The organism is Photobacterium alginatilyticum (genome assembly GCF_009910675.1).
Classification (GTDB): domain Bacteria; phylum Pseudomonadota; class Gammaproteobacteria; order Enterobacterales; family Vibrionaceae; genus Photobacterium; species Photobacterium alginatilyticum.
This window is the reverse complement of sequence record NZ_RSEJ01000004.1, coordinates 229,148-251,785: the sequence shown is the minus strand read 5'-3', so window position 1 is coordinate 251,785 and position 22,638 is coordinate 229,148. Positions and strand designations below refer to the sequence as shown.

At 46.5% G+C, this 22,638-nt stretch carries 19 protein-coding genes; 10 read left to right on the top strand and 9 right to left on the bottom strand.

Features of this window, described 5'->3' with window-relative positions; translation table 11 throughout:
• Positions 1 to 103: 103 nt before the first annotated feature.
• The gene (locus tag EIZ48_RS06390; RefSeq protein ID WP_160649403.1) at positions 104 to 1,945 is read left to right on the top strand and encodes a lipoxygenase family protein; all 1,842 of its coding nucleotides are present in this window, start codon (positions 104 to 106) and stop codon (positions 1,943 to 1,945) included.
• Positions 1,946 to 2,118: 173 nt separating this feature from the next.
• Positions 2,119 to 2,481, top strand: coding sequence for a phasin-related domain-containing protein (locus EIZ48_RS06385; RefSeq protein ID WP_160649401.1), 363 nt, complete (start codon positions 2,119 to 2,121; stop codon positions 2,479 to 2,481).
• A gap of 447 nt (positions 2,482 to 2,928) precedes the next feature.
• On the opposite strand, the gene EIZ48_RS06380 is transcribed toward EIZ48_RS06385, so the two are convergent.
• On the bottom strand, positions 2,929 to 3,297 hold the full coding sequence (locus EIZ48_RS06380) for a hypothetical protein (RefSeq protein WP_160649399.1): 369 nt from the start codon (positions 3,295 to 3,297) through the stop codon (positions 2,929 to 2,931).
• Positions 3,298 to 3,417: 120 nt separating this feature from the next.
• A complete protein-coding gene (locus EIZ48_RS06375) occupies positions 3,418 to 4,722 on the bottom strand; it encodes a winged helix-turn-helix domain-containing protein (RefSeq protein ID WP_160649397.1) in 1,305 nt (434 codons plus the stop codon).
• Positions 4,723 to 5,078: 356 nt separating this feature from the next.
• Between EIZ48_RS06375 and EIZ48_RS06370 the strand changes: the two genes are divergently transcribed.
• Positions 5,079 to 6,314, top strand: coding sequence for an autotransporter outer membrane beta-barrel domain-containing protein (locus EIZ48_RS06370; protein ID WP_240152888.1), 1,236 nt, complete (start codon positions 5,079 to 5,081; stop codon positions 6,312 to 6,314).
• Between the two features lie 26 nt (positions 6,315 to 6,340).
• Here EIZ48_RS06370 and EIZ48_RS06365 read toward each other — a convergent pair whose 3' ends face one another.
• Positions 6,341 to 7,447, bottom strand: coding sequence for a hypothetical protein (locus EIZ48_RS06365; RefSeq protein WP_192928476.1), 1,107 nt, complete (start codon positions 7,445 to 7,447; stop codon positions 6,341 to 6,343).
• A 316-nt stretch (positions 7,448 to 7,763) separates the two neighbouring features.
• On the opposite strand from EIZ48_RS06365, the gene EIZ48_RS06360 reads away from it, so the two are divergent.
• Complete coding sequence (locus EIZ48_RS06360; protein ID WP_160649395.1) at positions 7,764 to 8,042, top strand: hypothetical protein; 279 nt, start codon at positions 7,764 to 7,766, stop codon at positions 8,040 to 8,042.
• Positions 8,043 to 8,092: 50 nt separating this feature from the next.
• Here the strand turns inward: EIZ48_RS06360 and EIZ48_RS06355 are convergent, their stop codons facing one another.
• From EIZ48_RS06355 to EIZ48_RS06330, 6 genes are all read right to left on the bottom strand, one after another.
• A complete protein-coding gene (locus EIZ48_RS06355) occupies positions 8,093 to 9,016 on the bottom strand; it encodes a hydroxymethylglutaryl-CoA lyase (protein WP_160649393.1) in 924 nt (307 codons plus the stop codon).
• Positions 9,017 to 9,032: 16 nt separating this feature from the next.
• Positions 9,033 to 11,213 (bottom strand): acetyl/propionyl/methylcrotonyl-CoA carboxylase subunit alpha, encoded by a 2,181-nt coding sequence (locus EIZ48_RS06350; protein ID WP_160649391.1) that lies wholly within the window; start codon positions 11,211 to 11,213, stop codon positions 9,033 to 9,035.
• Positions 11,206 to 12,078 carry an enoyl-CoA hydratase-related protein gene (locus EIZ48_RS06345; protein ID WP_160649389.1) on the bottom strand — a complete coding sequence of 291 codons (873 nt, stop codon included), beginning with the start codon at positions 12,076 to 12,078 and terminating at the stop codon, positions 11,206 to 11,208. The genes EIZ48_RS06350 and EIZ48_RS06345 overlap by 8 nt, the downstream gene beginning before the upstream one ends.
• 55 nt (positions 12,079 to 12,133) lie before the next feature.
• Positions 12,134 to 13,750: a carboxyl transferase domain-containing protein gene (locus tag EIZ48_RS06340; RefSeq protein ID WP_160649388.1), complete on the bottom strand. Its 1,617-nt coding sequence runs from the start codon at positions 13,748 to 13,750 to the stop codon at positions 12,134 to 12,136.
• A 12-nt stretch (positions 13,751 to 13,762) separates the two neighbouring features.
• The gene (locus EIZ48_RS06335) at positions 13,763 to 14,932 is read right to left on the bottom strand and encodes an isovaleryl-CoA dehydrogenase (protein ID WP_160649386.1); all 1,170 of its coding nucleotides are present in this window, start codon (positions 14,930 to 14,932) and stop codon (positions 13,763 to 13,765) included.
• A gap of 61 nt (positions 14,933 to 14,993) precedes the next feature.
• On the bottom strand, positions 14,994 to 15,371 hold the full coding sequence (locus tag EIZ48_RS06330; RefSeq protein WP_160649384.1) for a MerR family transcriptional regulator: 378 nt from the start codon (positions 15,369 to 15,371) through the stop codon (positions 14,994 to 14,996).
• A 271-nt stretch (positions 15,372 to 15,642) separates the two neighbouring features.
• Here EIZ48_RS06330 and EIZ48_RS06325 point away from each other — a divergent pair, with 271 nt between their 5' ends.
• The 6 genes from EIZ48_RS06325 (at position 15,643) to mmsB (ending at position 22,636) form a co-directional block, all read left to right on the top strand.
• Positions 15,643 to 16,854, top strand: a complete 1,212-nt coding sequence (locus tag EIZ48_RS06325; protein ID WP_160649382.1) for a thiolase family protein — start codon at positions 15,643 to 15,645, stop codon at positions 16,852 to 16,854.
• Positions 16,855 to 16,933: 79 nt separating this feature from the next.
• Positions 16,934 to 18,427: a CoA-acylating methylmalonate-semialdehyde dehydrogenase gene (locus tag EIZ48_RS06320; RefSeq protein WP_160649380.1), complete on the top strand. Its 1,494-nt coding sequence runs from the start codon at positions 16,934 to 16,936 to the stop codon at positions 18,425 to 18,427.
• A 25-nt stretch (positions 18,428 to 18,452) separates the two neighbouring features.
• Positions 18,453 to 19,622 carry an acyl-CoA dehydrogenase family protein gene (locus EIZ48_RS06315; protein ID WP_160649378.1) on the top strand — a complete coding sequence of 390 codons (1,170 nt, stop codon included), beginning with the start codon at positions 18,453 to 18,455 and terminating at the stop codon, positions 19,620 to 19,622.
• 45 nt (positions 19,623 to 19,667) lie between these two features.
• Entirely contained in the window at positions 19,668 to 20,450 is a 783-nt protein-coding gene (locus tag EIZ48_RS06310) for an enoyl-CoA hydratase (protein WP_160649376.1), read from the top strand.
• A 20-nt stretch (positions 20,451 to 20,470) separates the two neighbouring features.
• Entirely contained in the window at positions 20,471 to 21,679 is a 1,209-nt protein-coding gene (locus EIZ48_RS06305) for an enoyl-CoA hydratase/isomerase family protein (protein ID WP_160649374.1), read from the top strand.
• A gap of 39 nt (positions 21,680 to 21,718) precedes the next feature.
• Complete coding sequence (gene mmsB / locus EIZ48_RS06300) at positions 21,719 to 22,636, top strand: 3-hydroxyisobutyrate dehydrogenase (RefSeq protein ID WP_160649372.1); 918 nt, start codon at positions 21,719 to 21,721, stop codon at positions 22,634 to 22,636.
• Positions 22,637 to 22,638: the final 2 nt, after the last annotated feature.

Below are 22,638 nucleotides of genomic sequence, written 5' to 3'. Positions count from 1 at the left end.
TAGTAATACAGTGGCTCGATGAGTGATGCCAATGACCATTTTTAGTTTTTGCATGTAACGGTCATTCTTATATATCCCTACTATTAAGAAGAAAGGACTCACCATGTTTAACTTATTTCCTCGTATGCACCCGACGTTGCCGCAAAATGATAGTAAACGAGAACAAGAAAAGCGCCGGAAGCAATTAGAGACAACACAAGATCAATATGTCTGGGATCTTAAGCATCCAAATGTTGCGCCTGTACCTATGGTAAAAGAAGTGCCGAAAGAGGCGGATCCTACTTTAAGTTGGAAGATCACCGTTCTACAAACCTTGGTACCTATAGTTGAGAATCTTATCGCCAATGTCAAAGATGCAGCAGATCTGGTTGATATCAAGGATGGCTTGAAAGAAGTTTCCGAGGCAGCTGTTAGCCTGAAGCCTGGGCAAGAGTGGACGTTGATCAGAAACACATCCGAAATGCTGAAGACACTGGTCGAGATGTATTTGAGGTTGGTGCAATCGGAGGTGAAGGAATACCGCAATGAGGCCGGCCTTGATGCGTACAAAGATCTGTTTAAGAAGATCCCTCTACCAGCAGTCGCCGAAGTGTTCCAGCAAAATGAGATTTTTGCCAGATTCCGGGTTGCGGGTCAAAACCCAATGCTAATCAAAGGTGTTATTAGTCTTCCGGGTAATTTCCCCGTCAGTGAAGCAGGATTTCAAAAAGTAATGGGGGCCGATGATTCGTTAGCCGAGGCTCTGGCCAATAATCGTGTCTACCTGCTTGATTACCATGAGCTAGAGATGCTTGCCGACAACCCTCAGGGGCCAGAAAAGCAAGTCTTTGCACCAATGGCACTGTTTGCTATTCCCAAGGGCCAAAAATCACTAGCGCCCGTAGCAATACAAAGTGGTCAGGATAAAGACAAATCCATCTTAACCTATGCGGTTGAGAATAATGAAAATCCTGCGGAATACTGGCAGTGGCAGGCTGCTATGACTTTGGTTCAGGTTGCGGATGGTAACTACCATGAGCTTTTTGTACACCTAGGCCGAACTCACTTGATTATTGAAGCCTTTACCATAGCGACTAATCGCTACCTTGCTGAATCTCACCCGATTAATGTGTTGCTGTTACCTCATTTCGAAGGGACCTTGTTTATCAACAATAGCGCCGCAGGTTCGCTAATCGCAGGAGGTGGGCCTATTGATAGTATCTTTGGAGCCAAGATTGAAGCTACCCAACAGGCAGCTGGTATAGACAGGCTTAATCTGGACTTTTATGGGTATATGCTGCCTGCTGATTTAGCAACGCGCTGTGTAGATAATAAAGATATTCTGGATTACCCATACCGTGATGATGCTACTTTGATCTGGGATGCGATTCAGGAATGGACGACGTCCTATATCAATGTTTATTACTCTGAGGATGCCGCTGTAACTGAAGATTATGAGCTAACAGCTTGGACAGAATCTTTGATGAAAGAAGGTTCAATAAAAGGGTTTAAGCCGATCACAACTCGTGAGCAGTTGTCCGAAGTGCTCACGATGATTATATTCACTGCCAGCGCACAACATGCAGCTGTTAACTTTCCACAAAGTTCATTGATGAGCTTTGCACCTGCAGTAACCGGGGCGGTATGGGGCAAAGATCCGTCGAATGTACACACGGAAGAGGGGTGGCTGAATAACTTCCCGCCTATGAAGCAGTCGCTTGAGCAGTTGTCATTATTGCAGATTCTTGGCGGTGTTTATTATCGTAGGCTAGGTGAATACCGTACGAATAACTTTCCATACCTTGAGTGGTTTGAAGATGACAGGATAACGAAAGAAGGCGGTCCGCTTTGTGACTTTAATGCCTCTTTGCAAGAGATTGAAAAAATCATCAACGACCGAAATGAAACGCGTGAAGAATACAGCTTCCTGTTACCAAGTAAAATCCCGCCTAGCATTAATATCTAACTAAGCTGAAAGCGGGAGATGCACTCCCGCTTTTGTTTACCTCATTCTGTACATATTACCTGAATGATTCGCTAAATTAGTGGGATCACTCTAATTGAAAGCATTATCCTGATACTAAGAAGTCAGCTTTATCATTGGCTGGCAGTTGTAAGCTAGTGTATGAGGACAAGATCATGAAAGACCAAGAACGAAAAATAGAAGATTCAGCCCGTGAAGAAAAGCTCCATAATAAGGTTTGGCTTGCTGGGCTAGGTGTATACGCGAAAGGTGGGGATGAATTGAATCAGCTCTCGGGCAAAGGTAAGGCTATGTACAACGACCTGATCGAACAAGGTCGAGGCGTTGAATCTGAGCTGAAAGAGCGTATTCATACAACTCGTATCCATAAGTCTGTTTCTGCTGAAGAACGTGCTCACCAATTGGTTCAGAAAATGGTTGGTATGGATAATGAGCGCCTAGACAGTATTGATGACAAGATCGATCAATTGACAGCAAATATTGAAGCGCTATTGGAACGTCGCGAAGCGAAAAAATAACTGAGTGACATCAACTAGCTTGTTAGTTAGATATTGCACCAGGCTTCTAGTTGTTGCTCACAAATGTCGGCTGTTATCAGTTCTAAGCGGAATGACCTGGCACTCACGAGTATCAGCCCAGGCCAGGATCAACGCGTAGTGTTTTTTCAATAACATCAGATACACTCCAGTCAGCACAAAGCCCAAACATATCAGTTGGCTGGAGTCGTGCACGTTGGAAGGTGTCGCCATAAGTATTATCCCTAATGTAGTACCTAGTACACTTAAGCCAAACAAAAGCGGATAAGCCAGGTTAAAAAAGGGCTGTAAGTTTATGAATGTGCTAAACAGTAGCCGTTTCAACGTTAACATACCAACCCCCCCCCTAAGCTGCTGTTACAATAATTTAACAAATAACGCGGGGATGGCAATAGCTATATTAAGCACTTTCAGGTATTCGCTATGTACTTAACTTGAAGGGGCTGAGGCGCTTTTTAACTGTTCTAAAGGGTTCGGGCATTTTTCGTCTGCAATACGCATAACCTCTTTCTGGAGTGACTCGTCGGTACTGATATCTGGGTATTTTTTACTTAGGTCTTCAATACACAGCTCAGACGTGTTCATCACTTTCATCATCTCATCTTGTGAAGCTAATATCTTGGACATGTCGCCGGATTGCAGCGCCTCGTTTACGAGCGCTAATGTTTCTTCCGCATGTTGGTAAGGCCCTTCAAGGCAAACACAGACATCATCAGCAGCCGCTTCGAGGTTTGCCGCAAAGAGATGTGGGGAGAGAGCTAGCGCCAGTACTGTAGCAGGGAAGATATACCGATTCATTGGATACTCACGTTTCGTTATGAATTTGTATGGAGGATCTGATGTCATGGATAGTATAGCTGAATCGCTATAGTCTTGGTTCCGGCAGGGGGGCCGGAACCAAGACTATACCGGAGTTCTCTAGTCACATTCTGGATCAGGATTGAGCTGAAGATCCCCATGGCATTTGGCAAACTGGAAATATTCGTCGAAGTTTGAGTCGGTTTCTCCTTGCTGAGCATACCAATAGAAACCTACATCCGGTGAATACCAAAGGAAGAGCCCTTTTTGCCGGTATAACATGTAAGTGTCATAACCAACAGCCTTGGTATACAGGCTATTTTCATAGTTCTTTACTTCACCAGGGAGTTTCACGCCCATTTTCTTGAGCTCTTCCTGAGAATTAATCCAATAGAAGTATCCGGGGGTTATCTTGCTGGTGGCAATGAATGGCGAAATGTTAGATTCAATCAACGAGAATTGCCCTCCTTTAAATGAAATAGCGACAAACTCCGATTTATCTTTATTCATACGGAAGCTGATCCCGGTAAACTTCCATGTGTCCTTGCCTTTTTTGCGTACGAAGTATTGAGACAGGTTAGGGTAGATGTTGCCGTTCTCGAGGTATAAATTATATGACTTTGCAGAAGCCTGCATATTGGTCTTATTTTCATAAACTGACATCGCACCTATCGTCATTGACTCCTCGGTTAAGAGCGGCCAAAACGTATCAATGTCAAAATGCTTAAAGGTTACTGCACGGGCTGAATCTGGATCGCAGTAATTTTGCTTAGTCTTATTACAGAAAGCTATTGAATAGTATTCATCTGATTTTGAAATGAAAAATAGCTTATCGTGAATGCTTTTGGGGGTAATATACTGATTGCTATAACCATGTAGTGGAATAAGATCACTTTCGAGTTTAGATAGCAGTACCACAGTATTGTTATCATCATCAGTGATAGTCCGATGATAAAATTGGTCTCTTTTCAGATGGCTGTATAACAATATGGAGAGGCCTGCGAATAGAGTAAATGCAAAACAAAGTGCGATCTTGGTTCCGCGTCGTGATTTATTAATTGTTTCATGAGGCGTTTCATCCGAAGGGGCTGGCTTGCTGGGCTGCATGATGTTTATTTTGTAACCCAGCTTAGGTACTAGCTCAATGATTTGCCCTTTCTCTTCTTCTTTGAGCTTTATCCTGAGGTTACGGATGGTCTGAAACAGAGAGGTTGGAGTGACTTCTTTTCTTACCCAGCCTGCCTTCAGCAGCTCGGCCTTTGTCACCATTCGGGGTGCATTGGCTATCAGAGTATAGAGTACTTCTCGTTCAGCACGGTTTAACTTAATGATTTGCTGTTTGTTTAAGAGCTGCTTAGTCGAGCAATCAAAAACGAGGGCTTTGCCGATTATAACTTTATCTGTTTGTTCGTGGTTATCAGGCATGCTGGTATTGCTCAATAGAAGGTGACTTTAGCTTTATAGATTTCGACACAAAACAATCCATTGATTTCATGCAAAATCCTATGACATGAAAGTTAAATACTGCCACAGAATATATATAGAAGCTAGTTTGAGTCTTAGTAGAAAAGAGCTGTATATCAATTAAATAGATGAACATTTACTGCTTGTTAGCATTTATTTTTCAGTTCAGATTTTTTTGTTTGAAAAATTATCGATATGGTCATTTTTGCGACAGGGGCAAAAGTGCTCGCTTCCTATACTAATTAGTGACTTCATTGCTACTGACTATTTTAACAATTTAACTGTGATGAAGGGCAATAATTTCTGGGGGAAGTTGTATGTCTGCGAAGCTAATTAGACTAATTACACCAGCCTTGGTTGCAGGAACCATGTTGAGCCATCCCGCCGTAAGTGCCGCAGATGCCGAGCAGCAAGAGTCGGTTACAAGCCGATTATCTTCTGAAGTGTATAAGGCAATTTCTGATTTGATGGCGTTGGCTAGTGATTTTAGAGGCGATAAACCGGACTCAGCTTCTGCTCCTCTTGGGCAAGTTTCTTCGATGCCATATTTTGCCAGCAATAGCAGTGAAATGGGCCAACGGGCAAGTAATTTACGGACCGCAATGAAATCGAATGCCCAGCCAACGACTTATGGTGGCCAATACTCTGAGCTAACACTATATCAGGATGGTTTGCTGGGAGATCAAAACTACTCCCGGCTTGGCGCCTATTTCAGAGTGAACTCAAATGCCGTCAATAATGACAATTCGATGTTTACTGGCTCGAGAAACCAGGAGCAAGAAGGGTACTCATTAACTCTCGGGGGTGATTACTTATTGAATGACCATTATTTATTTGGTCTGGCGCTTGGTTTGCCGTTTTACGATGGTGCCCAGGAAAATACTGAAAGTGATGTCGACGGATTGGTCGCCTCCGGTTACTTCAGTTATTTCCAAGATGATTGGTATGTTGATTTTACTGCAAGCTACGCATTAATGGACACTGATATAGAAAGGCGTATCACGCATTACAGTGATAGTGTTATCAATGATACGAGTGAAGCTGATTCAGACATATGGGTTTTTTCGCTTGGTGGCGGCTATGTTATTGATTTCAATTATTTGAATATCGCCTTTGAAAGTAGCCTCCAATATACACTTTCTGACACCGATCGCTATGCCGAACGGCTTTCTAAAGGTAATGCAAATTATCTGATATCTAAGGTTGATAATATTAACAATCTGGAATCAACGATGGTGATCACGGGAGTCAGCATATCCCACCCGTTCCGTTCAAGTTTGGGGATATTCCAGCCCTATGTCCGCGGTTATGTCCACTATGATATTGATAGCGGATCCGAACGGATCATCAGCCAGCTTAAAGCTGATCATTCTGGCAGTGTACTGCCGCTTATTGTTGAGTCTGATGATGCTATATATGGACGGATGCATTTCGGGCTTTCTGGTGCTTTTAATGAGGATTGGCACGGTTATGCTGAAGCCAGTACGCTTATCGGGCTTGATGAACTGTCAGCGTCTTCATTTACTATTGGGGTAAGTATCTCGCTGAACTAATGGTTATCTGCTTGAGATAAACCATATTAAGGTGTTGGTATGGTTCTTTTTAACCTGTCGATACCGCGGTCTGAGCTGAAGAATAGTTCGAGCTCTACCATAATTCCCGGATTTAGTTTGTAGTTAAATTTGTCTTGAAAATCGATTTCGGGCGTAACTGTCAGGTATAACCACTGCTTGTATAACCGATGTTTCCACCCTGCGGATATCCATGAGTTTGTTATAGAGTATGAGGGTCTTGAGTCTGCGCTGATACCGAGTGAGTATTGAAGTAAGTTATCATCATCAATACGATCAAGGATTTCTGTTTGTTGTACAAATTCCCAATTATTGTCTGTATCAAGATACTGCAAGTTTGAACTGAGTTTTAATATTGTCGAGGGGTCATCTCGGCGAGCGTAATAGAGATCAAGTGAGGACAGGCTGCCCGGTCCCTTTGAATGATAATAGAAAATTTCTTGTTTGAACCGACTTGTCCAATTGTGACTGAGTTGGTCAACTCGACGAAGGTCAGCGCGAGTGAAGGGGTCTAATGGCCATTTGAGTTTTACCCCAAGGTCTATATTGGTTTTCCATTCTCCCAGTTTTCTCCCCTGGAGGCGCACACCGCCGATTGCGCTGTTTAGACTATTGTCACTGTTATTGCTAATACTCCGCTCTTTATCCTCTAATCGGTCGAAGTCATCCGGATCGGTTTCAAAGATCAGTTTCCAGTTTTTCTTGGTATGCGGAAGGTCGAGTTTTAAATAGACACTGGCATCAGGATCGAAATGTTCACGGTGGGTATAGCGGCTCTTGAACCGAAGGCGTAAATAACTTCGGTTGCTTATGGGTTCTTCATCTTCTGCTTTACCGACAAAGTGGTCAACTGAGGCACCATATTCTTGGATAGTATCGGATATGGACAGTTGTGTGTCGTCAATCCATGATTGGAAGGTCTCGTCTTGCTCAGGTTCAGTTACCTTCTCACCTTTGTATTCATTGAGCATAGACTCAGATGATGATTCCTCCCCATTAGAAGGCGGTGAGAGCAAAATACTTATTACCAAAGATGAGTATTTAATCGAATTTGTGAGCGCAGTAGCCTGAAACCACACTGGCTTTCTGGGGTGATAATGAAACGGGGTTATCACTGCCTCACCTCGGATAAGCTTTTGAAATAAAGATAATATAAGTGTAGCTTACTCAGCTGTCACTTTATTGTTCTGAAACCTTGCGCCTGAAAAATGAGATGTTTTTCTAAAAAATTAACTTTTTTGCGTTATTTAATTTCATTGTGTCTTGATATTCAGATAGTTAACAGGAACAGAAACAGTGTCTTACAGTTAATTACAGATTGAATGTTAAAAAAAGTCAAAAATCTTATAAGTAATAAATTATCAACTACACTTTATTTGATTTGAAAATCTGTACATTGGAGTACAGGATTATTTGCGGAGTAATAACACGATGGATAGTTCGGACTTTGATGGAATTAAAAGAGATATTTCACTAACGGTAAATGATATTTTCGAAGACTTTGAGCAAGACAACAACTGCTTGCCGACGATGGAAGAGTTTAGGAAACTGTTTTCTGGATATGCGGATCAATATATTGGCCCAATGGATGAGCTTAGTGTTGAAGGGATCACTAATAACTTTGAAAAGCATCAATCCAGGGAGCAGAAAATATGGCGGGCAGTGAACGAACTTGAAGCCGAGCAACGTTTCTTAAGGTCTGAGCAATAAAGCAATGCCCCGTTTGTCTTTGACGATGGTTACACTGATCGAAGTAACTATCATCTTTTTTGTTCGTCTCTGATCTTTCTGGCTCGAATAGCAAGAGAGGCCTTTGATGATGGTAACTTGCCAAGTTGTTGGCATATATTCCAGCCTGCGTCAGCAACCTTGTCTAAGTCGATACCAGTGTCGATGCCTAATCCGTGGCAGAGGTAGATAACATCCTCGGTTGCCACGTTACCGCTCGCCCCGTCGGCATAGGGGCAACCGCCAAGGCCTGAAGTGCTGCTGTCGATGACACTGATTCCCATGGTTAAAGCTTGATAAATATTGGCCAGTGCTTGTCCCCAAGTATCGTGAAAATGAACGGCGAGTTGGTTAATGGGAATATGTTGGTTAACTGATTCAAGCATTTTGGCAATACGCAGCGGGGTGGCGGTTCCGATTGTGTCGCCAAGTGAGATTTCATAACAACCAAGGTTGATCAGCTCGTTGGCCACTTCGGCTACTTTGGTTGGTGGTGTTGCACCATCATAGGGGCAATCAGCGACGCATGAAAGGTATCCCCGCACGGGTATCTTGTATTGCTGGGCCAGTTCCATCACAGGTTCGAATCGTTTCAAGCTTTCGCTGACCGAACAGTTGATGTTGTGTTGGCTGAAACCTTCCGAGGCTGAACCAAATATAGCGACTTGATCTGCGCCAGCCTGAAGAGCGAGCTCGAAACCCTTTACATTTGGTGTCAGCGCCGAGTAGGTAATGCCAGAAATACGGTTTATCTGGTTTATAACAGATAGAGAGTCGGCCATTTGTGGAACCCATTTCGGTGAGACAAATGCACCAACTTCAATATGTTTTAGGCCTGTTTCTGAGAGTTGGTTAATAAAGTGGACCTTGTCAGCAGTCGTGACTTGGTTTTCATTCTGCAGGCCATCTCGTGCGCCGACTTCAACAATAGAAACATACTTGGGTAAAATCGACATCAGGGCTCTCCGTCTGTTATTTTTCTGGGTCAATGCGCACGAGTAGTTCGCCATGATCCACTTGATCACCGAGTGCGAATAGCACTTTCGAAACTCTTCCTTTGTATGGTGCTCTGACGGTATATTCCATTTTCATGGCTTCTATAACTAACAGAGGCTGGTCTTTGTCGACGTTATCACCCGGTTGGCAGAGTAGGGCGGTGATGATGCCATTCAGGGGAGCAATGGCTTGATTTTCTTCTTCATTATGTAAATGGACATGGTCAGTGTCGTTACCGATGAAATAATTATCATGCCAGGTTTGATAATAAATATGCTGCTCTTCATTTGATTCAATATGCGTAAAGTGCTCTTTCTGACCATTAACTTCTATCTGGTAGCGATTCCCACCATCGGTATTGGTAATAGATAACAAGTGGATAACCTGAGCTGCCAGGTCACAATGTCGGTCATTCGAAGCTACTTGGACCAATTGGATCTGCATACCAGTGCTCGTATAAGTATTTGAGAATGGTTGGGATATACCCGGGAACTGAAAAACAAACTGAAAATGTTCACCGTGGGAGTCGCTCACAGTTATTTCTTGGCTAGATGGTTGATTTAAGCGCCAATGAGTGAACTTACCCTCCCGGTGGATGGAAGAGATCGCAGCGAAAAGCGAAAGTTTGGAAATAGTGAGTAAATCTGAGTTGTTGCCGGATTTCTTACTATCGGTATTGTTAGTCACTTTTAGCTCGATGCCGGGAGCATGATCACTAATAAGCTCAGCTTGATGGTGCTCTATAAAATGGGTAGTGAGATCGGCATTCTTGAAAGCGGGGTGGTTAATGACTCGTTGCAGATAATCAATATTGGTTGCCGGACCTATTAAGCGATAATTTGCAAGAGCTTGAGATAAAGCCAATGTTGCTGAGTTTCTTGTTGCTGCCCAGACGATGAGCTTTGACAGCATTGGGTCATAATGAGAGGTGACGGTGTCACCTTGTTGGATCCCGGAATCTACCCTGACAATTGTTTGCTCGCTGTTTTTTTCTGGCTCACTAAGATGATGAATATGACCCGATGAAGGCAAGAAGTCCTGGTTTGGATCCTCTGCATAAATCCTTACTTCCATCGCGTGACCCTGATGGATTATCTCGCTTTGGCTGAGCGGGAGCGGGATACCTTTGGCAATATTAATCTGCCATTCAACCAAGTCTTGCCTTGTTATGAGCTCTGTAACCGGATGCTCGACCTGGAGTCGGGTGTTCATTTCCATGAAGTAAAACTTGCCGGAAGCATCAAGTAGAAACTCGACAGTACCGGCACCGATATAGCCAATCGCCTTGGCGGCATCGACAGCAGCCTGGCCCATTGCATGGCGAAGGGTGGCAGGGAGATTGGGAGCCGGTGCCTCTTCGACGATTTTTTGATGACGTCGTTGAATTGAGCAATCACGATCAGAAAGATAGATCGCGTTACCGTATTGGTCGGCAAACATCTGAACTTCAATATGCCTTGGCTCGACCAGGTATTTTTCAATAAGCAGTAAATCATCCCCGAACGACGTCGTTGATTCGCGTTTGGCGCTGGCAATGGCTTCGGGCATTTCATGTGCAGATTCGACGATTCGCATGCCTTTACCACCGCCACCGAGTGCCGCTTTGAGTAGGACAGGGTAGCCGATTTGGTTGGCTGTCGCAGTTAGCGTTTCAACGCTATTATCGTCACCGTGGTACCCCGGTATTAAGGGAACATGGGCCTGTTCCATAATGGATTTGGCATCAGATTTTGAGCTCATTGCTTTCATCGCCGAAGACGGTGGACCGATGAAGATTAGATCGTTTTCAAGGCAAGCTTCGGCAAACGATGCATTTTCAGAAAGAAAACCGTAACCCGGATGAATGGCATCAGCCTCGAGTGTCTTGGCGGCCTGTATAATCCGTGCAATATTGAGGTAGGAATTCGCGGCTGGCGCTTCACCTACCAAAATAGCGTGATCGGCCATGCTGACATGCTTGGCTAGCCTGTCTGCTTCAGAATAAATAGCGATGGTTTCAATGCCCATTTTTTGGGCGGTCTCAATAACCCTGCACGCGATTTCACCACGATTGGCAATAAGTATCCTGCTAATGTCTCTTGGCTCATTGAGTGCTGTCAGAGAGTCACCGGTGTTATTAGCTAGGGAAATGACTTTATCATCCGTAATTTTACTCATTATCAATGCTCCATGCCGGTGGGCGCTTGGCGAAGAAGGCTTTCAGTCCTTCTTGTCCTTCGGGTGAGATACGGATTTCAGCAATGAGTTCGCTGGTAGTGTTTATTAGTTCTTCATCAATACTGTGGCTGTCACACAGTTGGCATAACTTCTTCACTTGAACCATCGCATTAGGACTATTGCCCAGGATATGGGAAGTCAGTGTAGTAACGAGCTCACTGGCTTCTTTTTGGGTGCTGGTTATTTCATGGATCACGTTGAGCTGATGGGCGGTTTCGACATTGAAGCGTTCTGCAGTCAGCATATAACGTCGTGCCTGGCGTTGCCCGATAGTGCGACAGACATAAGGTCCGATTGTCGCGGGGATCAAGCCGAGTTTGACTTCACTGAGGCAGAACTGAGCTGTCTTATCAGCGATTGCAATATCGCAGCAGCAAATGAGCCCTAAAGCGCCGCCAAAAGCACTTCCCTGAACATAGACAATGCTGGGGGCTGGGAAGTTGTCCAGTTCATGTAGCAGTTCGGCCAACTGGAGCGCATCAGCTTGGTTAACATCAAGGGGCTTATCGGCCATGGACTTCATCCATTGTAGATCGGCACCGGCCGAAAAATGCTTGCCGTTGGCTTTAAGGATGAGGGCTCTGAGTGTTGGATGTGCTTTTAACTGAGAAAGGTCTTCCAGCAGGGTACGAATAATAGTGGCATCAAATGCATTGTGTTTGTTGACCCGGTTGAGCGTTATTGTCGCAACTCCGGTTTCGTTAATCGAGCATAGTACATCTGCATCGGGCTCGGTGTGCAGGTTTTCAACTTTAAAGCTGTTACTGTGGTTGAGGCAATTGCTTCTATTCGGGTGCTGACTCATGATCATCTCCTTTGAAGCCCTAGTCAGAAATACTCATAATAAAGCTGTATATGGCTTACATCCTGAAAATACCAAACTGGCTTTCAGGTATCGGTGCCCTTAACGATGCTGACAGGGCAATGCCGACTATCTCCCGTGTCTGTCTTGGATCGATAATGCCGTCATCCCACAGTCTGGCACTGGCATAATATGGGGAGCCTTCCTTTTCATACTGATCGCGAATAGGCTTTTTAAACGCAGCTTCCTCTTCGTCTGTCCAAGGTTGGCCTTTGCGCTCTTTGATATCGCGAGTGACCTGGGCCATCACCCCCGCAGCCTGATCACCACCCATGACGGATATGCGGGCGTTGGGCCACATCCACATCATGGTTGGGCTATAGGCTCTGCCGCACATGCCGTAGTTACCGGCCCCGAATGAGCCACCAATAATTACGGTAAACTTCGGAACATCGGCGCAGGCCACTGCCATCACCATTTTTGCGCCATGTTTGGCTATTCCCTCCGATTCATACTTTTTGCCGACCATAAAGCCGGTTATGTTCTGGAGGAAAAGCAGGGGAATTTTTCTTTTGGCGCAAAGTTCGATGAAGTGGGCGCCTTTCTGAGCCGATTCTGAAAACAAGATGCCGTTGTTGGCAACAATGCCGATAGGGTGGCCATAGAGTGTTGCGAAACCACAGACCAGTGTGTCTCCATACAGGGCCTTGAACTCATCAAAGGCGGAGTCATCAACAATGCGCGCTATCACTTCCTTGATTTCGATGGGCTTTCTCAGATCGGTGCCGACAATACCGAGAAGTTCATCGGCAGGGTAACGTGGCGGCAACGGCTGGTTTTCTATTGAACATTCGGCTTTGGGTTGAGCTTCAATGTGACAGCTTGCTATTGCTTGTCGGGTTAGCTCTAAAGCATGATGCTCATTGTGGGCAAAATAATCGGCAACGCCTGATGTTTTGCAGTGCACATCGGCACCACCCAGTTCTTCGGCTGAGACAATTTCACCTGTAGCGGCTTTTACCAGTGGGGGGCCAGCCAGGAAAATTGTGCCTTGCTCTTTAACGATAATTGAAACATCGGCCATGGCCGGTACATAGGCTCCACCTGCGGTACATAAGCCCAGTACCACAGCAATTTGCGGGATCCCCTTGGCAGACATCCGGGCCTGATTGAAAAATATCCGACCAAAATGATCCCGATCGGGAAAAACTTCTGCCTGATGGGGAAGGTTGGCCCCACCGGAGTCCACCAGATAAATGCAGGGAAGGTGGCATCGTTCGGCAATCTCCTGTGCACGCAGGTGTTTCTTAACGGTGAGTGGGTAATAGGTGCCGCCTTTGACGGTGGGATCATTGCCGATAATCATGCACTCGACACCTTCCACTCTGCCAATTCCCGCAATGACACCTGCACAAGGAATTTCTTCGTCATAGACCTGCCAGGCTGCAAATTGTCCGATTTCAAGGAAAGGGCTGCCAGGATCGAGTACCGCATCTATCCGATCCCGCACCGGAAGTTTCCCTTTTTCTTTCTGCCGGGCTTTTGCCTGCTCACCACCACCTTGCAGCAATAGGTGAACATGAGAATGAAGCTCGTCAACCAGCTCGGCCATACTCTGCTTGTTTTGCTTGAACTGGGGTTCATTGGCATGAATATGTGTTTGAATAATTGCCATCAAGCCGTGTCCTTATTTTGATTCCTCGAACAGTTCTCTGCCGATCAGCATGCGGCGAATTTCAGAGGTGCCGGCACCTATTTCATACAATTTGGCATCCCTGAGCAGACGACCAGCAGGAAACTCGTTGATATACCCATTTCCGCCGAGCAGTTGAATGGCATCCAATGCCAACTGGGTAGCCAGTTCGGCGCTGTATAAAATGGCGCCTGCAGCATCTTTTCTTGTGCTTTCGCCCCGGTCACAGGCCGCAGCAACGGCATAGACATAGGCACGTGCAGCATTGGTTCGGGTGTACATGTCGGCAACTTTGGCCTGAACCAGTTGGAATTTTCCAATAGATTGACCAAACTGCTTGCGGTCATGAATGTAGGGCATAACAAGATCGAGACATGCCCGCATGATCCCCAAGGGGCCTGCGGCAAGAACGACACGTTCATAGTCCAGCCCGCTCATCAAGACGTTAACCCCTTTGTTGAGTTCGCCAAGGAGGTTCTCGGCCGGCACGACACAGTCATGAAATACCAGTTCACAGGTGTTGGAGCCACGCATCCCTAGTTTGTCGAGCTTTTGAGCATGACTAAAACCTGCAAAATCACGTTCAATAATAAACGCTGAAATCCCATGTGAACCGGACTCTGGCTCTGTTTTGGCGTAGACGACAAAGGTCTGGGCATCAGGACCGTTGGTGATCCACATTTTGCTGCCATTGAGGACGAAACTGTCTCCGTGTCGCTCGGCCCTAAGTTGCATACTGACAACATCTGAGCCCGCATTGGGTTCACTCATCGCCAGAGCTCCAACATGTTCGCCCGTAATTAGCGGCGGCAGGTATTTTGCTCTTTGCTCAGCTGTCCCGTTGCGATAGATTTGATTGACACAGAGATTCGAGTGCGCTCCATAGCTCAAACCCACAGAGGCTGATGCCCGGCTGATTTCTTCCATGGCGATAACATGGGCGAGATATCCCATGTTGGCACCGCCATACTCTTCACTTACGGTGACACCGAGCAACCCCATCTCGCCCATCAGAGGCCAAAGCTGGTTGGGAAACTGATTGTCCTGATCCGCTTGTGCTGCCAGAGGGGCAATGGCCTCGCTGGCAAAATTGTTGACCTGTTCGCGGAGCATATCGAGGGTGTCGTCAAGGCCAAAATTAAGGGGCGTAAACAGATCTTTCATAACATCTCCGGTTAACCAAGTTGTGGTGAACGGTTTAATTTCGATAGCGTAGTGGTCGTAGTCAGTGTGTGTCTGAGTTGTTCAGGGCCTGATGGCAACGGGCTTTGGCAATCTGGAGCTCATTTAGCACGACATTGATGTCATCAAGCTGGCGCTTTAAAACGGCCTGTTTATCGTCAATGATCTTCAGCATTTCATTGAGCTGGGCGTGGCTCTGGTTGGTATCATAGAGCTCGAACAGTTCACGAATTTCAGCCAATGAGAATCCCAGTCGTTTCCCTCGTAAAATCAGCTTGAGCCTGATTTTGTCCCGGCGTTTGTAGACCCGAGTATTACCGTTTCGGGAAGGGTGTAGCAGGCCGACATCTTCATAAAACCGAATACTACGGGTTGTTATATCGAACTCTTTCGCTAAGTCACTGATTTTGAAAGTCTCCACCTTACAGCCTCCTCAAGGCGCGGACTCACAACATGGTGAGGTCCGGCAACAGCCGGGACTGAAATGTTGAACTCAGTCTGCGACTACGTTTGGCAATTATGCTGTACATAGAGTTGCCAACAGAATTACAAGTGTGATCAGTTTGTTTCTTAACGTTTACGTAAATGTTAGTGCTATGCTTACGTAAACGTCAAGGAATTGAGCCGGTTCTGACTATTATCAAAGGGTTTCAGTTTTCACTGTTATTGCTGTCTTCAAAGAGGGCGAAGTAATGGACAAAAACGTTTGGATTGTCGCAGCACGCCGTACCGCACTCGGAAGCTTTCAGGGGCAATTTTCTTCATACTCGGCACCTGAGCTAGGTACGTTTGCTATTCAAGCTGTGCTCGAAGAGGTAGCAATCACCCCGCCAGAGATTGATGAAGTTTACATGGGGTGCGTGTTACCCGCCGGGTGCGGCCAAGCTCCGGCAAGACAGGCCGCCCTCGGTGCCGGGTTGCCACATTCGGTTGGCTGCACCACCATAAATAAGGTCTGCGGATCTGGGATGAAATCCGTCATGCTCGCGAATGACTTGATCCGCGCTGGCAGTGCTGAAGCTATTATTGCGGGTGGAATGGAAAGCATGACCAATGCACCGTATTTGCAAAAAGAAGCCCGCAGCGGAATGCGATTAGGTCATCACACTGTTTACGACCATATGTTTCTTGATGGCCTGCAAGATGCTTATGACGGTCATTTAATGGGCGTTTATGCTCAGCAGGTAGCAGATAAATTTGAGTTTTCCCGCGAAGAGATGGACCAATGGGCAATTATGTCTGTCGAGCGGGCTGTTGCTGCGCAGCAACAGCAGATGTTTGACTGCGAAATTGTCCCTATTAAGAAAGAGAATACACACGGAGTCACTTTGGTTTCTCAAGATGAGCACCCTGGTGAAATAAACATCGAGAAGATCTCTGCGTTAAAACCGGCATTTGCCAGCGATGGTAGTGTTACCGCGGCCAATTCCAGCTCAATATCAGATGGCGCAGCAGCTTTGTTGGTGATGGATGCCGAGCCGGCCCGTCAGCAAGGGCTTGCGCCGCTCGCTATCATCAAAGGGCACGCGACATATGCACAGCGGCCAGCTGATTTTACAACCGCGCCAGTTTACGCGATCCGCAAATTGCTTTCCGAACTTGAATGGTCTGTCGATGATGTTGATTTGTGGGAAATAAATGAGGCTTTTGCTGTTGTAACCCAAATAGCCGTTCGTGAGCTGGAGCTAGACCCGTCAAAGGTCAATATTCACGGAGGAGCCTGTGCACTTGGCCATCCAATAGGAGCAAGTGGAGCGAGAATTCTCGTCACCTTAATCCATGCACTGAACAACAAGCAACAAGCCAAGACGAATAAGCAGACTTTGAAAGGCATTGCTTCGCTATGTATAGGGGGAGGTGAAGCGACGGCCATAGCTATTGAAGTTCCAGCGAACTCCGGCTAGTACACTTTGTGTATGAAAAACATTAATTCACGAATTTTCCCTTCTTTTTATACAGGGCGATAAACCCTGAGGAGCAATTATGACCCAGCATGTTCCTTTATTTATTGATGGTGAGTTCCGCCAGTCGCAATCGCTGCAGTGGGTAGACGTTACCAACCCGGCAGAGAACAGTGTCATTGCCAAGCTACCTTGTGCGACAGAAGATGAAATTGAAGAGGCCATATCCAGCGCTTACGAGACTTTCAAGTCATGGAAAGAAGTGCCGGTACCGGAACGTGCCCGGTTAATGCTGAACTATCAGCAACTGCTGAAAACACATCATGATGAAATAGCCACATTGCTTTCCAGTGAAACCGGAAAAATATTTGCTGATGCCAAAGGGGATGTCTGGCGCGGAATTGAAGTGGTTGAGCAGGCCGCCAATATCGCCAGTCTCATGATGGGGGAAACAGTCGAGAACGTTGCCAAAGAGATCGATACTTATTCGATCATGCAACCACTAGGAGTGTGTTGCGGGATAACCCCATTTAACTTTCCGGCGATGATACCGCTGTGGATGTTTCCGATGGCCATAGCCGCGGGTAATACCTTTGTACTGAAACCTTCTGATCAGGTGCCGCTGACTTCCATTCGCTTAGCAGAGCTGTTTGAACAAGCCGGTGCGCCAAAAGGCGTGTTGCAAATAGTCCATGGCCAACGCGAGCAGGTGGACTATTTACTGGCGCACCCGCAAATTAGAACGATTTCTTTTGTTGGTTCGGTGCCGGTTGCCCGTCATATCTACCAGACAGGGACTCATCACCTAAAACGTGTACAAGCGTTTGCCGGGGCAAAAAACCATATGGTCGTGATGCCGGATGCCAATAAAGAGCAGGTGATTAATAACCTGGTGGGTTCATCTGTTGGTGCTGCCGGTCAGCGATGTATGGCAATTTCTGTTGCGGTACTGGTTGATGGTGCCAAGGAATGGATACCAGAGCTAAAGCAGGCTATGGCAAAGATCCGGCCCGGGGCCTGGGATGACGAGAATGCCGGCTACGGCCCTTTGATTAGCCAAAAAGCCAAAGATCGTGTTTTACGTTTGATCCGCGAAGGTAAAGATCAAGGTGCTGTTTGTGAGCTGGACGGTAGCCACTGTGAAGTTGAAGATTATCCCGATGGCAATTGGGTCGCACCGACACTATTCAGTAGTGTTAATACATCAATGTCTGTCTATCAGGAAGAGATATTTGGCCCGGTGCTGCTCTGTGTTGAGGTTGAAACGTTGGAAGAGGCTATTGCACTTGTGAATGCCAATCCGTATGGCAACGGCACATCAATCTTTACCGCTTGCGGGGCTGCTGCACGTAAGTATCAGCATGAAATTCAGGTTGGTCAGGTTGGTATTAATGTACCTATTCCGGTGCCGTTACCTTTCTTTTCATTCACCGGGTGGCGAGGGAGTTTTTACGGTGATCTGCATGCGTATGGCAAGCAGGCTGTTCGTTTTTACACTGAGACAAAAACAGTCACCTCTCGGTGGTTTGATGATGATATTCCAACCGGACCAAATTTGACGATCCACCTACGTTGATTTACCAACGCTAAGGGAGACGAAGATGGATTTTGAACTCAATGAAGAACAACGTGCTTTTGCTGAAACTGCCCGTCAGTTTGCCAATGAACGTTTGGCGCCACAGGCGGCTGAATGGGATGAAAAGCAGATATTTCCTAAAGAGGTGCTAAGAGAAGCGGGTGAACTAGGCTTTCTGAGTCTATATGTGCCGGAAGAGCAGGGAGGGTTAGGGCTAAGTCGCCTGGATGCCTCTATTATCTTCGAGCAGCTTTCGATGGGCTGCACCTCAACCACGGCCTTTATGACCATTCATAACATGGTTAGCTGGATGATTGCCTCGTTTGCTACCGAGCAGGCAAAGGCGGCGTTTTGTCCGAAATTACTGACGGGAGAATGGTTGGCTTCTTATTGTCTGACCGAGGCCAATGCCGGATCCGATGCAGCATCACTAACCACAACGGCTGTTAAGAAGGGTGATAGTTATGTGCTTAACGGAGCCAAGGCTTTTATCTCCGGCGCAGGTAAAACGGATGTGCTTGTCGTAATGGCAAGAACTGGCAGTGATGGTTCGAAAGCGACTGGAGCAAGTGGTATTTCAGCCTTTATTGTACCGGCGGAGGCTGCCGGGATCAGCTACGGAAGAAAAGAGCCTAAAATGGGTTGGAATAGCCAGCCAACCCGTGCTGTGACATTTGAAAATGTTGAACTCCCTGCTGTTAACTTGCTCGGTAGTGAGGGAGAAGGCTTCAAATTTGCGATGAAGGGGTTAGATGGCGGGCGGATAAACATTGCATCTTGCTCGCTAGGTACGGCCCAGCATGCCCTTAATCAGGCAAAGCAATATGTGACCGAGCGGCAGCAATTTGGCCAGTCACTGTCTCAATTTCAGTCGGTTCAGTTCAAGCTTGCAGATATGGCAACAGAATTGGTCGCAGCCAGGCAGTTGGTGCGCTATGCCTCAACCAAGCTAGACCGACAAGATCCCGAAGCGACAGCATACTGCGCGATGGCGAAGCGGTTTGCGACAGACATTGGTTTCAAGGTTTGCGATCAGGCACTGCAACTCTACGGTGGATATGGCTATATCAAAGAGTATTCGCTGGAACGCCATTTCCGTGATGTAAGAGTCCATCAAATCCTAGAAGGAACCAATGAGATAATGAGGCTTATTATTTCACGGCGGGTACTGAAAGAAGGAACCGAGCTACTTTAATTCGAACTTGGATAGACCAAGCCAACAGAGATAAAGGAAGCCATTATGTCAGACAACAACGCGATTTTAGTCGACATTGACGGCCATGTCGCCGTGCTTACCATGAATAACCCACCAGCGAACACCTGGACGGCAGAGAGTCTTGTTCAGCTCAGAAAGATAATCGAGATATTGAACAAAGATAAACATGTCTATGCCTTGGTGATAACCGGGCAGGGCGAGAAGTTCTTTTCTGCCGGCGCTGATCTGAAATTATTCGCCGATGGTGATAAAGCCGTGGCAGTTGAAATGGCTCAGTGCTTTGGGATGGCTTTTGAGACTTTGTCAGCTTTTCGAGGGGTATCCATTGCGGCAATCAATGGCTTTGCCATGGGAGGCGGATTAGAAGTTGCACTGGCTTGTGATATTCGAATTGCCGAGGCCCATGTCGAAATGGCATTGCCAGAAGCCAAGGTTGGTCTGTTGCCATGTGCTGGAGGTACGCAGAATCTGACCTGGCTGGTGGGAGAAGGTTGGGCGAAACGAATGATCTTGTGCGGGGAGCGGGTTAGTTCCTCTCAGGGGCTTGAAATTGGCTTGGTTGAAGAAGTTGTGGCATCGGGACAGGGGCTCGAGAGCGCCATGAAGCTGGCTAATTCTGTGGCTAACCAGTCTCCCTCATCTGTGGCTGCTTGTAAGAAACTGATTCAGAACTGCCGGACAGCGCCATTGCAACATGGCCTGATGAAAGAGCGTGAATTGTTTGTTCAGTTGTTTGATACCGAAGATCAAGCCGAAGGTGTGAAGGCGTTTTTGGAAAAGCGCCCACCCCAATGGAAGAACAAGTAATCAAAATAATGAGGTAGACAATGGTTGGCAAAGTGAACTGCAGTGAGCTTGATTGTGTTGATGGGAACAAGATTGGGGTAGTGGAACTAGACAACCCAACCTCGCTCAATGCGCTGACACTGGACATGCTCAGGCAACTGAAAGCAAAGCTGGAAAAATGGGAAGACGACGAACGTATTGTGTGTGTCTTTCTGTATGGTGTTGGCGAGAAGGCGTTTTGCGCAGGAGGTGATGTCCGCACCATGTATAACATGATGCACGACGCGTCTGAAAGACAAGAGCGAGCTAGTGCTGCAAAGCAATTTCTTACAGAGTACTTTACGGTTGAATACGGCTGCGATTACTTAATTCATCGCTATAGCAAGCCGGTGATAGTGTGGGGGGAAGGAATAATAATGGGGGGCGGGATGGGCCTCTATATGGGAGCCAGTCATAGAGTCACGACACCAACTTCCAGGCTGGCCATGCCAGAGATAAGTATCGGGCTATATCCGGATGTTGGCGGAAGCTGGTTTCTGAACAAACTTCCTGACGGTATCGGTTTGTTTCTTGGGCTTACCGGTGCACAGATCAACGCTACTGATGCGCTTGAATTAGGGATGGCGGAACATATGTTGATGCCCGAACAGAAGCAGTCAGTGCTTGAGAAGTTACAGGGTAGCAATTGGGGCGGCGGTATCGAAGATACTAAAAGTCACATAAAAAACAAAGATATAACAACTTCTAGTAATTTGGCGTTCAACAATAAGTTGGTCACAGAGGTGTTGAGCGGCTTTGCCGACACCGCAGAACCACATCGTCCGGTTAGTCATATCCGTCCTTACTTTTCTCAGATTCAGCTCGCCTGTAAGGCGGACGATTTGGTTGATATCTCCCGCCAAATCATGTCGATTGAAGGAGATAGTCGTTGGCTGGAAAGAGCAAAAAGAACGCTTGAGGAAGGCAGTCCAATTACGGCAAATATTTGCTTTCGCCAGCTGACTCAATATCACCACTTGTCGTTGGAAGAGTGTTTCCGGCTTGAGTTAAGCCTATCTGTGCATTGCGGTTTACTTGGTGAGTTTGAAGAGGGAGTCAGGGCAAGGTTGATTGATAAATGCGGTCAGCCTGGTTGGTTATATAAAAACTATAGCGAAGTTGATCAAAACGTCATCGATTCTTTATTTACCCCGCTATGGCCTGAGCACGAAAACCCTCTGGCCACATTAGGTGTTAAGCATCAAGACTGAATTAACGCAATATCATTTCTATTACTCTGGAGGTTTATCATGAGCACCATCGCGTTTATCGGGTTGGGTAACATGGGCAACCCAATGGCTCAAAATCTATTGAAAGCTGGTTGTAACGTAAGAGTTTATGATTTGAATACCGAGGCGGCAAAAAAGCTTGAAAGCCACGGCGCCTTTGTTGCCTCGTCTCCTGAAGAGGTGGTAAAGGGAGTAAACATTGTTATTACGATGCTTCCTGCCGGTGAACATGTTAGGGCTGTCTATCTTGGCGATCATCATGGAGGCGTCGGGCTGCTCAACCTTGTTGATGATGATACTTTCCTGATTGACTCTTCGACAATCGATCCTGAGTCGGCTCGTATCGTGGCCGCAGAGGCTGCAAAGAAGGGATTCGAGTTTGTTGATGCCCCTGTTTCCGGTGGTGTCGCCGGAGCACAAGCTGCAACACTGACGTTTATTGTTGGCGGTACTGACAGCGGATTTGAAAAAGCACAAGAGACTCTTAAACATGTCGGAAAGAACATCTTTCATGCCGGTAAGGCTGGTGACGGACAAATGGCCAAAATATGCAATAACCTGATGTTAGGTATTTTGATGTCGGGGACGTGTGAAGCATTAAGCCTGGGCATTGATAACGGCCTCGACCCCAAAGTCCTTTCAGATATTATGCTGCAGAGTTCTGGGCGTAATTGGGCTCTGGAGCTGTATAACCCGTGCCCTGGCGTGATGGATAAAGCGCCTGCTAGCAACGCTTATCAGCCGGGGTTTATGAGTAAGTTAATGCTCAAAGATCTCGGTTTGGGGATGGATGCCGCCCTGCATAGCCAGTCGGCCATTCCGATGGGGGCTTTGGCTAGAAACCTTTATGCACTTCATAACGCAAAAGGCAATGAGTTACTGGATTTCTCCAGCATGTATGAGTTCTACCGTGACAAGAAAAGTGACGATTGCGCCTAAAT

Bases quoted from the DNA above. Each gene is read 5' to 3' on its own strand.
- EIZ48_RS06325 (WP_160649382.1), top strand. From the start codon at position 15,643: ATGGACAAAAACGTTTGGATTGTCGCAGCACGCCGTACCGCACTCGGA.
- EIZ48_RS06385 (WP_160649401.1), top strand. From the start codon at position 2,119: ATGAAAGACCAAGAACGAAAAATAGAAGATTCAGCCCGTGAAGAAAAG.
- EIZ48_RS06370 (WP_240152888.1), top strand. From the start codon at position 5,079: ATGTCTGCGAAGCTAATTAGACTAATTACACCAGCCTTGGTTGCAGGA.
- EIZ48_RS06360 (WP_160649395.1), top strand. From the start codon at position 7,764: ATGGATAGTTCGGACTTTGATGGAATTAAAAGAGATATTTCACTAACG.
- EIZ48_RS06305 (WP_160649374.1), top strand. From the start codon at position 20,471: ATGGTTGGCAAAGTGAACTGCAGTGAGCTTGATTGTGTTGATGGGAAC.
- EIZ48_RS06340 (WP_160649388.1), bottom strand. From the start codon at position 13,750: ATGGCAATTATTCAAACACATATTCATGCCAATGAACCCCAGTTCAAG.
- EIZ48_RS06380 (WP_160649399.1), bottom strand. From the start codon at position 3,297: ATGAATCGGTATATCTTCCCTGCTACAGTACTGGCGCTAGCTCTCTCC.
- EIZ48_RS06355 (WP_160649393.1), bottom strand. From the start codon at position 9,016: ATGTCGATTTTACCCAAGTATGTTTCTATTGTTGAAGTCGGCGCACGA.
- EIZ48_RS06315 (WP_160649378.1), top strand. From the start codon at position 18,453: ATGGATTTTGAACTCAATGAAGAACAACGTGCTTTTGCTGAAACTGCC.
- mmsB (WP_160649372.1), top strand. From the start codon at position 21,719: ATGAGCACCATCGCGTTTATCGGGTTGGGTAACATGGGCAACCCAATG.
- EIZ48_RS06350 (WP_160649391.1), bottom strand. From the start codon at position 11,213: ATGAGTAAAATTACGGATGATAAAGTCATTTCCCTAGCTAATAACACC.
- EIZ48_RS06345 (WP_160649389.1), bottom strand. From the start codon at position 12,078: ATGAGTCAGCACCCGAATAGAAGCAATTGCCTCAACCACAGTAACAGC.
- EIZ48_RS06335 (WP_160649386.1), bottom strand. From the start codon at position 14,932: ATGAAAGATCTGTTTACGCCCCTTAATTTTGGCCTTGACGACACCCTC.
- EIZ48_RS06310 (WP_160649376.1), top strand. From the start codon at position 19,668: ATGTCAGACAACAACGCGATTTTAGTCGACATTGACGGCCATGTCGCC.
- EIZ48_RS06375 (WP_160649397.1), bottom strand. From the start codon at position 4,722: ATGCCTGATAACCACGAACAAACAGATAAAGTTATAATCGGCAAAGCC.
- EIZ48_RS06320 (WP_160649380.1), top strand. From the start codon at position 16,934: ATGACCCAGCATGTTCCTTTATTTATTGATGGTGAGTTCCGCCAGTCG.
- EIZ48_RS06390 (WP_160649403.1), top strand. From the start codon at position 104: ATGTTTAACTTATTTCCTCGTATGCACCCGACGTTGCCGCAAAATGAT.